Below are 11,213 nucleotides of genomic sequence, written 5' to 3' on the forward strand. Positions count from 1 at the left end.
CGAGCCCTCTACGGCAACCGCCCGGTGGGTACAGGCGGCCTCGTAGGCCAACCCCCGGTTCCGGGCGGTCTCGTGGACAACACGCCGGTCCAGGCGGCCCAGTACGCCACCGCCCGGTGGGTACCACGCGGCCCAGTACGCCACCGCCCGGGTACAGGCTGGCGGACCCGTACGCCAACGCCACCTCGCCCAGGCAGCCTCGTACGCCAACGCCACCTTGCCCAGGCAGCCTTGTACGCCAACACCTCGCCCAGGCAGCCTCGTACGCCAACACCTCGCCCAGGCAGCCCCCGTATGCCACCGCCCGCCCCTGCAGCCGCAAGGCACCGCACGGCACCTCACGCGGCTGTGCGTGGAGCACGGTCGCCCGGCCGTCACGACGCACCCCGGTGCCACCGCCTCGCCCCGCGCCCACCGGCCGTCCCGTACCGGGACACCGGCCCGCGGATCACTGTGCCGTTTGCTGGGGTCTGATCCCGGTCGTGTCCATGGCCCACATGCCGGGGCGCACCTCCAGCGGCCCGCCGTGCGGTCGGTCCCCGGTCGCCAGGGCCGTCCGGATGTCCGCGGCCGTGCGTCGCGCGTACTCGGCCCACCGCCGGTCGCCGAGCGCGTCCGCGGCCTTCTCGCACTCGGCGAAGTTCCACGACGCCCTCTTGAGGTTTCCCTTGCGCAGGTTGGCCAGGCCGAGACCTCGCGACGCGTCGCACAGACCCCGTAGATCACCGTCGGCGCGGCTGAGGTCGCAGGCCCTCTCGAAGAGCGAGCGGGCCTCCTCCGACCGCCCGAGACCCCACTCGGCGTCGGCGAGGCCCACGAGGGCCCGCGCCTCGGTGCGACGGTCCTTCGCGTCACGGGCGACGTGCCGGGCGAGTTGAAAACGCACCGCCGCCAGCGTGAACCGGCAGCGCTGCCAGGCCAGTTCGCCCTGAGCGCAGAGCAGGACGGCCTCGACGGCGGGTTCCCCGCACCGGCGCGCGGCGTCCAGACCCAGTTCCGTGACCTTCTCCCACTGGTCCCACTCGCCGCTCACCTGCAGATAACCCGTGAGGCTCTCGGCCAGCATCCAGACGGCGGGCCACGCTCCCGCCGCGCTCGCCCGCTGGACGACCGCCACGACGGCGGGCCCCTCTTCCTGGAACCAGCGCAGCGGTGTCTCCCCGACCGGGTGCTCGGGCCCGAGCCACTCGGCGGCGCACACGGCGGCCTCCGGGACGTCCCGCGCCGCCGGGGCCACGGTGCCGCGCCCCGGCGCCAGCCGTGCGTCCGCGTACCGGGCCAGCGCCAGGTAGGCGGCGCACAGGCGCAGCGTGGCCGCTCGGGCCGGCTCGTCACTCTCGTCGGCGAGCAGTGCGAGGGCCATCGCCCGGGGCAGCTCGTCGTAGCCGTAGCGCACCGGGCGGCGCCCGTCGGAGCTGGGGCGGGCGCTGAGCAGCCGGGCCTGGACCAGTTCGTCCACGGCGCGTTGTGCCTGGGCGTGGTCCACGCCCAGCAGGGCCGCCGCGCTCCACAGCGGCAAGTCGGCGCCGGGCCCGAGGACGAGCAGACGGAACGCCTGCCGGTGCTCCGGAGCGAGTTCGCGGTACCCGGCGAACAGGCGGTCACGTATGCCGCGGTCGCCGATGCCGAGCACCTCCAGGCGGGTGCGCTCGTCGTCGAGGTGTGCCGCCAGCGTCGCGGCCGACCAGTGCGGGCGGGCGGTGAGTGCGGCGCCGGCCGCGCGTACGGCGAGCGGCAGATGGCCGCAGAGCCGGGCGATCCGCTCGGCGGCCGCCGGGTCGTCGGCGACCCGCTTCCCGGCTGTCGCGACCAGGAGTTCGGTACAGGCTTCGGGACTCAGCACGTCCAGGGTGAGGGCCATGCCGCCGTCCACCACGGCTGTGGCCCGCCGACCGGTGATCACCACGGCCCCGGCCGACAGGGCCGTCAGCACGGGTCCCAGCCGCGCCTGCGGCCCGGCGTCGTCCAGGACGAGCAGCAGCCGCCGCCCCGACAGCGTCACCCGGAGGAGGTCGGAGAGCTCGTCCACGTCGGCCTGTGGATCGGGGGAGGGCGCGCTGGGACCGGGCCGCAGCAGCCGCAGCAGCCGCAGCAGCGTCCGGCGGGCGTCGAGGGGGCGCCCGTCGGACCCCCTCAGTTCCATGAACACCCGGCCGTCGGGGAAGAGACCGGCGGCACGGTGGGCGAGCGCGAGACAGAACGCGGTCTTGCCGACCCCGGAGGGGCCGAGGACGTGCAGCACGCGCACGGGGGGTGACGTGGACGTCCCCCGCAACATCGCCTCGGCGGCCGCCAGTTCCCCTCCGCGGCCCGCCGGCTCGGGGCCGCGCGGGGGCAGCCGTACGACAGGCTCGGGCCGTGTCGTGCCGCGCACCGTGACGGCCCGGGCACCGGGGCGGCACTCCTCGACGTGCGCGATCGGTTCCGAGCGAAGGACGCGCTGGTGCAGTTCGCGCAGCCCCGTCCCCGGATCGGCACCCAACTCCCGTATCAGGGAGCGCCGCAGGCTGTCGTAGACGGTCAGCGCCTCGGACTGCCGGTTGGAGCGGTACAGGGCGACGATGAGGTGGGCGTGCAGGGTCTCACGCAACGGATGCTCACCGGCGAGGACGGTCAGCTCGCCTACGAGCTCGCGGTGGCGACCGAGCCACAGGTCCGCGGCGATCCGCTGCTCGAGCGCGTCGAGACGCAGTGTCTCCAGCCGGTTCGCCGCCGCTTCCAGGCGCCGGCCGTGTGGCACCCCGTCGAGAAGCGGGCCGGTCCACAAGCCCAGCGCCTCCCTCAGCGCGTCGGCCGCACCGGCGAAGTCGTGCCGGGCGTAGGCGCCGTGTCCCTTGGCGTACAGCGTCTCGAAGCGGTGCAGATCGAGTTCCCCGGGGCCGGTGCGCATCAGGTAGCCGGGCAGCTTCGTCTCGATTCTCTCGTCCCGCTGCCCGCCGTCTGTCTCGTCGCGCCGCACTCCGTCGTCGGCCAGCAGTTTGCGCAGGTGGGACACGTAGACATGGAGAGTGGTCAGCGCCGTGCGCGGAGGGGCGTCACCCCACAGCTCGTCGATGAGGCCGTCCGTGGAGACCACTTCGTCGGCGTGGACGAGCAAGGTGCCCAGGACGGTGCGCATCTTGGCCGCCGTGGGCGTTCGCGGCTCGGCTCGGAGCGGTCCGAGGACGTGAAATCTCATGGCAGTTCAGCAATCCTGCAGAACATCGACGGTGACGGCGCCCACGTACGCGTCGCCCTGGGTGAAGTCGACGCGGACAGGCAGCAGGGGGCGGTCGCCGGCATCGCGGGCGACCGTTCCCGGTACGGCGGAACAGCGCAGCGGCGATTCCCCGGCCAGGGGGCCGGCGAACTCCCCCGACCAGTCCGTCACGATGCAGAAGGCGCCGCGGAAGCCTCTGAACTCGACCGCGGTCAGCACGGCGGCCTGGCACGACGCCTCGACGAGCAGCTCGGTGCCGGCCTCGTCCGGCCGGGCGGGAACGAGCGCCGGGTCGCGGGGGTGCGGCAGGACGTCCATCAGCATGTGGTGCTCGCGCACCACCCGCGGAGCACTGAGCACGGACTCCCGCAGCGGGCCGTGCCGGCCGGCGCCGAGCGGCCGGACACCGTGCGGACCGTCCGAGGGGACGAGCGGGCCGGCGCCGGCGGGACGGGGGGCCTGCGCGGGGGAACCGAAGTGCGCGCTGGCCTGCGCACAGAGCACCCCGCCGACGCTCACGGTGGCGGTGCACTTCAACCCGCTGGGCGCCCCCGCTGTGCCCAGGCCGGTCAGGGTCAGGTCCATCACCACCGGCGCCGGGCGCCGGCCGGCGCGCCAGGGCTCCACGTCCGTGATGCCCACGGCAGCCTGGGTGAGGACGGGAGGACGGCCGGCGGCGAAGCGAAGCCGGCTGAGTGCCACCAGATGCGCGACCGACTGCGTGGCCTCGGTCACGAAGTGCAGGGCGTCGCTGCCGCAGCCCGCGTGCCGGGGCCGGCCGGGGGGTAACTCGTCGGAGAGGACGAAGGAGTACTCTCCTTGAGCCGCGGTGCCGAACAGCAACTGTTCCGGACTGCCAGGGCGTTGCATGAGGTGCCTGACGCCGCCGGATCCGAGGCCGGTGCCCGACGTCCTGCCGGCCCTCGCCTCGACCTGGTCGTGAAGCGCTGAGATCTGAGATACCACGAGCGCCACCTCCTTCTACCGCACAGGCCGGGGCGGCCCGCTCGAAGGGGGAGCCGCACACGAATGGGCAGGTACCGACACCATCGAGTGAGCCTGCCGCACCCGCCGACGCACCTGCATGCTAGGAACGCCGGTCGCGGCCCTGCCATGGCAAGTGGCTGGCAGGGGTGTGACCGGTTGTCGAACGCACTGGCAACAAACTGCTATTGCACGGACCAGTTCGATGTGTGCGGCCCGCCGGTCGGAAATCCTCTGGGGCGCCAAGCCGGTGTTCACCCTCATCGTGACAATGCGGGCAGGTGTGAATAAAAGCTGTGGATCATGCCTAACCGGGTGGATCGAGAATAGAAGTCGACCGGGTAGGGATCGCCTTGACAAGGCAGCTCGGGCCGGTTTTGAATTGAACACGCTGGCAAAGCGCGCAGGGAAAAATGCGGCATGAATGCCGCCCCTGCCGTACGACTTGCCAAGCCGCACGTCCGGGTTTTCTGCGCCCGCGTGCCAACGGCCGAAGGCCGGCGCCCCGTGCAGGGGAGGAAGAACTCGAAATCCCGCACCTGTTCGCCCGTCAACAGGCGTGCGCCCGCTGGTGTCCTCGGGTCTTCCTGCATGTGAAGTCCCGGCCGCTCCGCCCATCGCCGGCACTCCCCGGGTGGGAATCGGAAAGCGGCGAAGGTCTGTCGGTTCTCTGTCGCCCGTCACGGTATTTGAGGTTTCAAGGGACTGGCGCGGGAAAGGGTTGGATCACGAGATGATGGGTCTTATCCTGGACGCTTGAACTGTGCGCACCGGATGGGCCGGTCCCTACTGCAAGACGGGTTCTTCGTATGCAGCCGACTCCCGAACTGCCGTCCCCTCGGCCGAAATGGTTGCCGAAGCCGACCGTAATTATTGTCCCGCAATTCAAAGCGGCGAAACTTTCAGCTCATACTCGTGTGATAGGCAGAGACGCCGAGCTCGCGATGCTTCGGGGACTGCTGTTCGATCCGACCATAAGGATACTGACGCTCGCGGGGCCGGCCGGAGTGGGCAAGAGCAGGCTGGCGCTCGCGGCCGCCGCGCAGTGCGATCCCGGCGGCCTGGTGGTCGTGGTCGATCTCGGTGACACGGACGACGACTTCACCGCATGGACCGAGATCGCCGCCCAGGTCACGCGGGCGGTCGGCCGCGGTGGGGGTGGGGGTGGGGGTGAGGGTGAGGGTGAGGGGGTCTCCACGCCCGAGGAACTGGCCGACCTGATCGAGTGCCGGGAGCTGCTGCTCATCCTGGACAACTGCGACCTGGTCGCCTCCCGACTCTCCCTGGGAATCGCCCGGTTGGTGGCCAGTTGCTCCGGACTGCGCGTGCTCAGCACCAGCCGGGTGTCCCTCGACATCTACGACGAACAGCTCTTCTGGGTCTGCCCGTTCAGCGCATCGGTGGCGGACTGGTCGTCGGTGACCGACCCGGACGCGTCCGCGGTCCGCCTGTTCGTGGAACGCGCACGCGCACAGCAGCCGAGCTACGCCCTCGTCGACGACGACCTTCAGGTCATCAACGACATCTGCGCGGCGCTCGACGGCCTGCCGCTCGCCATAGAACTGAGCGCCGGCGCTGTGGGAATGCTCGGACTGCGCGGACTGCTGAACCAGCTCCGGCAGGACAGGTGGCCCGCCAGCAGCCGGCTTCTGGACCTCCCGGCCCGCCACCGCACACTCGCCAAGGCCCTTGCCTGGGGGGACGGCGCACTGGCCCCCGAGCACCGGGGCTTCCTGCAGCAGCTCACGGTCTGCGTGAACCCGTTCGACGCGGAGACCGCCCGGCGGGTCGCGGACCTCGACCTGCCCACGGCCATGTGCCACCTGGAGGTTCTGGTGCACATGAGCCTGTTGCAGAGGACGGAGCAGGCCACCGGCGAGGTCACGTTCTCGATGCTGAACCTGGTCCGGCACTACTACTCGGTGCATGTCCCTCTGGACCCCGACGGACTGGTGAAGGCCCGCGACCGGCATGCCGCGCACTTCGCGGAAACCGTCGCTCTGGCGGCCTGCCGGCTGAACGGGCCCGACCACGCGTCCGTGCTGGGGCGCCTCCGGGCCCGGCGCGGCGACCACCTGGCCGCGATCTCCCATCTCCAGTCCAGCGGCCGGCACGATGCGGCCGCCCGCATGCTCATCGCGCTGGACGGAGCGGTCTACGACCTCCGCTGCCTGGCGGAGATGCACGAACGGCTGCTGCGTTCCGCCGAGCGGCTGGAGGACCGGCGCGGGCAGGACGACGACCGCTCGCTGCGGGCGCGCGCCTTAGAGACGGCGGGAGCGTGGTCGCTGACGCTCGGCGACCCGGACGGTGCCGTGGCGGCGCTGAGCCGAGCCCGTTGCCTGTACGGCGAACTGGGCGACGACGCCGGGACCGCCCGGGTCGCCGCGCACAGCGCGGAAGCGGCCCGCAGGACGGGTGATCACACCGCCGCGGCCGACCATGTGACCTACGCGGTGACCGAGCTCGATCGCCTGGGCGACCGGCGGAGCGCCGCCCTCGCCCGACGGACCCTGGCGCTGGTCGAGACGGCGGCGGGCAAGCCGCACGCGGAGGCCCACCTGACGACGGCCCTCGGCGATCTGCGCGCCGTCGGCGGCCCGCGTGCCGTGGCGCTCGTGCTCATGGACCTCGCGCGGGTCCTGACGGCCGGGAAGAAACCCGTGGAGGCCTGGGCGGCGATACGGGAAGCGATGGACCTGCTGTACGACGTGGGTGAATCGCAGGACGTGGCCGACGCCCTGGAGACGGCCGCCCGTGTCCTGCCGCTGGTGGACGAGTGCCACCAGCGCCGGTCCGCCAGGCTGCTGCTGATCGCCCAGGCCCTGCGCGCCCGGCACAAACTGCCCGAGCCTGACGACAGCAGCGCGCTGGAGAGGCTCCTGGCCCGGCTGGACGCGTCCCTGGGCTACAGCACCATGACCGAACTGAGCCGCCAGATACGCGGCGTCACACCGATCGCCGCCCTCAACGACGCGCTGTCGGCCCCGCTGGCGGTCCCGAGCGCCGCGCGCCAGGTGGAGGGGGACACGCTGTGGGACCTCACGCCGCGCCAGTCGCAGATCGCCAGGATGGTCGCGGACGGCCTGACGAACCGCCAGATAGCCAGGGCGCTGGAGCTGTCCGAGTGGACGGTGATCAACCACCTGCGCCAGGTCATGCAGAAACTCGGCTGTCCGTCCCGGGTGCACGTCGCCCGGCTCGTCCAGCAGGCGACCACCCCATAGGAACCGGACAGGACCAGAGAGGAGGGGAGAGTGGCCGATCACTCCGCCGAGCCCCCGGCTCGTGGGCCGTTGACCTGCTTGGCGCAAGGGGAAACGATCGTCACCGCCCTCTACCAGGTTGCCTCGGCGCTGCCGAACCGTCCGGCGCTGCTCACCCGCGGCTTCGGCCGGTCAGCGGCCGTGCCGGTCACCTACGGCCAGTTGCTGGAGAACGTCGAGCGGTTCGCGGAGACGCTCTCCTTCTGCGGCGCCCGCAGGGGCGAGACCGTGGCGCTGCAGGTGCCCAACTGCTGGGGGAGCGCCGCGCTGATCCTGGCCTGCCTCAGGGCGGGCCTGGTCGCCCTGCCCATCTCCCCGTCCGTCGGGGAACAGGACCTGGAAGAAATCCTCGCCGCGACGGACGCCGACATGTGCGTGGTGTTCGACACCTACCTCGGACAACGCAACGCGGAGACGCTGCTGGCCGTGTCGAAACGTCTCCCGGCGCTGCGGCACCGGGTGGTGGTCGGCAACGCCGCCGCCACCGGCGCCCTCGACTTCGAGCGCCTCTTCCGTCATCGGCAACGCCTCTGGCAGGCGGGCCCCGCGCGGCTCGGCCGACTGCCGCGCGACACCGACGGGGCCTGCCTGGCCCCCTCGCCGGCCGGCCTCACGACCTCCACGGTCCGGCTGTACCGGCACCGCGACCTGTACGCGCAGGCGCTGTCGTACCTGGACGGAACCGCGGCGGAGGACCGCCCCGCGCCCGTCGGCGGTCCCGGCCCCGGCTGGGAGGTGTTCGGCACCACCTATCCACTCGCCCTCACGGCCGGTCTCGTCACCGCCGTCTGGCAGCCGCTCCTCCAGGCCGGCACCGGCGTGTTCATGGACGAGTTCCACGCCGAGCGGTGCCTGGAGCAGTTCCGCCAGGCAGGCGTCACCCGGATGCTGTGCCCTGCGGAGCACTGGTCCGAAATGGTCGACGCCCAGCGGGCGAAGCCGCGGAAACTGCGGCGCCTGTGCGACGCGGCCACCCTCGGCCCGGACGTACCCCAGGAATTGGCCGACCGCGTACGGGACGCGTTCGGCGTCTGCCTGCGGGTACTGGCGGCACCGGCGTGACCGGGCGCCGCCGCGCGGAGCGACCCCGGCACCACTCGTCGCCCGCGCACCCATTCCCGCCCGCGTACCGCTCCTCGCCCGCGCGACCCCCGTGCGCGCCGCGTACCGGCAGGAACTTGCCGGTGTCCGCACGCGTCTGCGCTCCCTAACGTCATCGGCAGGCCGCGGCACCTTCCGGCCCGAGGGTTGGCCACGGCTGGACTCCGTCGATCCGCGAGGAAGCCAAGATGACATACGTGATCGCTCAGCCTTGTGTGGACGTCAAGGACAAGGCCTGCGTCGACGAGTGCCCGGTCGACTGCATCTACGAAGGTCCGCGCATGCTCTACATCCACCCCGAGGAGTGCGTGGACTGCGGGGCCTGCGAGCCGGTCTGCCCGGTCGAGGCGATTCACCACGAGGCGGAACTGCCCGAGGACTGGGGCGCCTACCGGGACATCAACGCGGAGGTGTTCGACCGGCTCGGCTCGCCCGGAGGCGCCGCCGCGACGGGAGTACTGCGCGCGGACCACGATGCGGTGGCGGAGCGGTAGGGGAGACGACATGGCGCGCGAATCCGAGTCCGGACTGCCGATCGTGCCGGTCTACGGGCCGGGTGACCTGACCGGCTGGAATCCGGCGGAGAAGCTGGGCGAGCCCGGGGCGTACCCGTTCACGCGGGGCGTGTACCCCTCCATGTACACCGGCCGGCCCTGGACGATGCGGCAGTACGCCGGTTTCGGCACGGCGACGGAGTCCAACGCCCGCTACCGGCAGCTGATCGCCCACGGCACCACGGGCCTGTCCGTCGCCTTCGACCTGCCCACCCAGATGGGCCACGACTCCGACGCGCCGATCGCGTCGGGTGAGGTCGGCAAGGTGGGGGTCGCCATCGACTCGGTCGACGACATGCGGGTGCTCTTCGACGGCATTCCCCTGGGCGAGGTCTCCACGTCGATGACGATCAACGCCCCGGCCGCCGTGTTGCTGTTGCTGTACCAACTGGTCGCCGAGGAGCAGGGGGTGGGCGCCGACCGGCTCACCGGCACGATCCAGAACGACGTGCTGAAGGAGTACATCGCGCGGGGCACGTACATCTTCCCGCCGAAGCCCTCGCTGCGGCTGACCGCCGACATCTTCAAGTACTGCCGGGCCGAGATCCCGAGGTGGAACACGATCTCGATCTCCGGCTACCACATGGCGGAGGCGGGCGCGTCACCCGCGCAGGAGATCGCGTTCACCCTCGCGGACGGCATCGAGTACGTGCGTACGGCGGTCGCGGCCGGCATGGACGTCGACGACTTCGCCCCACGGCTGTCGTTCTTCTTCGTCGCGCGCACGACGATCCTGGAGGAGGTCGCCAAGTTCCGCGCGGCCAGGCGCGTCTGGGCGCGGGTGATGCGGGAGGAGTTCGGCGCGCGGAACCCCAAGTCGCTGATGCTGCGCTTCCACACGCAGACGGCCGGGGTGCAGCTGACGGCCCAGCAGCCGGAGGTCAACCTGGTCCGGGTCGCCGTCCAGGGCCTGGCCGCCGTACTGGGCGGCACCCAGTCCCTGCACACCAACTCCTTCGACGAAGCGATCGCGTTGCCCACCGACAAGGCGGCCCGACTGGCCCTGCGCACCCAGCAGGTGCTGGCCTACGAAACGGATGTGACGGCCACCGTCGACCCGTTCGCCGGCTCGTACGTTGTGGAGAGCATGACCGACGAACTGGAAGGGGCGGCTCTGGAACTGCTGGCGAAGGTCGAGGACTTGGGCGGCGCGGTCGCCGCCATCGAACGCGGGTTCCAGAAGAACGAGATCGAGCGCAACGCCTACCGCATCGCGCGGGAGACGGACTCCGGTGAGCGGGTCGTGGTCGGCGTGAACCGGTACCGGTTGGACGAGGAGGAGCCGTACGAGCCGCTCCGCGTCGCCCCCGCCATCGAGGCCCAGCAGGCCGAACGCCTCGCCACACTCCGTGCCGAACGTGGTCGGCGGGCGGTGGACGCGGCCCTGACAGCTCTGAAGAAGGCCGCCGAGGGCGAGGACAACGTCCTCTGCCCGATGAAGGACGCCCTGCGCGCCCGGGCCACGCTCGGCGAGGTCTGCAACGCCCTGCGCGAGGTGTGGGGGACGTACACCCCGTCGGACGTGTTCTGACCAGACCATCCGCAAACGCAGACCAAGGAGGCGACGTATGACGGTGCCGATTCGTGTGGTGGTGGCCAAACCGGGGCTGGACGGCCATGATCGCGGTGCCAAGGTGATCGCCCGGGCGCTGCGGGACGCGGGGGTGGAGGTCGTCTACACCGGCCTGCACCAGACGCCCGCGCAGATCGTCGACACCGCGATCCAGGAGGACGCCGACGGCATCGGCCTGTCCGTCCTGTCCGGGGCCCACGCCACCCTGTTCACCAGCGTCCTGGAGCTCTTGCGGGAGCGGGACGCCCAGGACATCGCCGTCTTCGGCGGGGGCATCATCCCGGAAGCGGACATCACCCTGCTCAAGGAACGCGGGGTCGCGGAGATCTTCGTCCCGGGCACTCCCACGGGCCGGATCGTGAGCTGGGTCCAGGCCAACCTGGCGGGACACCGGTGAGCTGACCGACCGACCGGGGCCGGGTGCCGGAGGAGGGCATGGTCCTCGTGCACCCCGGCCCCCCGGGAAACCGTCGCCCCGCACGGGCCGGCGAACCCCTGCCCCGCGGAAATACCCCCGCCGGTGATCACCCGGGAAA

7 protein-coding genes are annotated in these 11,213 nt (G+C 71.7%); 5 read left to right on the plus strand and 2 right to left on the minus strand.

What is annotated here, in order from left to right; genetic code table 11:
* Window positions 1-448: 448 nt before the first annotated feature.
* Window positions 449-3,178, minus strand: coding sequence for a BTAD domain-containing putative transcriptional regulator (locus tag ACFYZ8_RS28505; protein ID WP_388537959.1), 2,730 nt, complete (start codon window positions 3,176-3,178; stop codon window positions 449-451).
* Between the two features lie 6 nt (window positions 3,179-3,184).
* Window positions 3,185-4,069, minus strand: a complete 885-nt coding sequence (locus ACFYZ8_RS28510) for a hypothetical protein (RefSeq protein ID WP_388537961.1) — start codon at window positions 4,067-4,069, stop codon at window positions 3,185-3,187.
* A 1,121-nt stretch (window positions 4,070-5,190) separates the two neighbouring features.
* Between ACFYZ8_RS28510 and ACFYZ8_RS28515 the strand changes: the two genes are divergently transcribed.
* The 5 genes from ACFYZ8_RS28515 (at window position 5,191) to ACFYZ8_RS28535 (ending at window position 11,074) form a co-directional block, all read left to right on the plus strand.
* Window positions 5,191-7,410, plus strand: coding sequence for a LuxR C-terminal-related transcriptional regulator (locus ACFYZ8_RS28515; protein ID WP_389050139.1), 2,220 nt, complete (start codon window positions 5,191-5,193; stop codon window positions 7,408-7,410).
* Between the two features lie 30 nt (window positions 7,411-7,440).
* Window positions 7,441-8,511: an AMP-binding protein gene (locus tag ACFYZ8_RS28520; protein WP_388537964.1), complete on the plus strand. Its 1,071-nt coding sequence runs from the start codon at window positions 7,441-7,443 to the stop codon at window positions 8,509-8,511.
* 227 nt (window positions 8,512-8,738) lie between these two features.
* The gene (fdxA, locus tag ACFYZ8_RS28525; protein ID WP_388537966.1) at window positions 8,739-9,044 is read left to right on the plus strand and encodes a ferredoxin; all 306 of its coding nucleotides are present in this window, start codon (window positions 8,739-8,741) and stop codon (window positions 9,042-9,044) included.
* 10 nt (window positions 9,045-9,054) lie between these two features.
* A complete protein-coding gene (locus ACFYZ8_RS28530) occupies window positions 9,055-10,635 on the plus strand; it encodes a methylmalonyl-CoA mutase (RefSeq protein WP_388537968.1) in 1,581 nt (526 codons plus the stop codon).
* Window positions 10,636-10,672: 37 nt separating this feature from the next.
* Window positions 10,673-11,074 carry a cobalamin B12-binding domain-containing protein gene (locus ACFYZ8_RS28535; RefSeq protein WP_359040670.1) on the plus strand — a complete coding sequence of 134 codons (402 nt, stop codon included), beginning with the start codon at window positions 10,673-10,675 and terminating at the stop codon, window positions 11,072-11,074.
* The last annotated feature ends 139 nt before the right edge of the window (window positions 11,075-11,213 follow it).

This window comes from Streptomyces sp. NPDC001668, assembly GCF_042893155.1.
GTDB lineage: Bacteria > Actinomycetota > Actinomycetes > Streptomycetales > Streptomycetaceae > Streptomyces.

Coding starts and splice junctions, on each gene's coding strand:
- ACFYZ8_RS28505 (WP_388537959.1), bottom strand. CDS start 3,178: ATGAGATTTCACGTCCTCGGACCGCTCCGAGCCGAGCCGCGAACGCCC.
- ACFYZ8_RS28510 (WP_388537961.1), bottom strand. CDS start 4,069: ATGCAACGCCCTGGCAGTCCGGAACAGTTGCTGTTCGGCACCGCGGCT.
- fdxA (WP_388537966.1), top strand. CDS start 8,739: ATGACATACGTGATCGCTCAGCCTTGTGTGGACGTCAAGGACAAGGCC.
- ACFYZ8_RS28530 (WP_388537968.1), top strand. CDS start 9,055: ATGGCGCGCGAATCCGAGTCCGGACTGCCGATCGTGCCGGTCTACGGG.
- ACFYZ8_RS28535 (WP_359040670.1), top strand. CDS start 10,673: ATGACGGTGCCGATTCGTGTGGTGGTGGCCAAACCGGGGCTGGACGGC.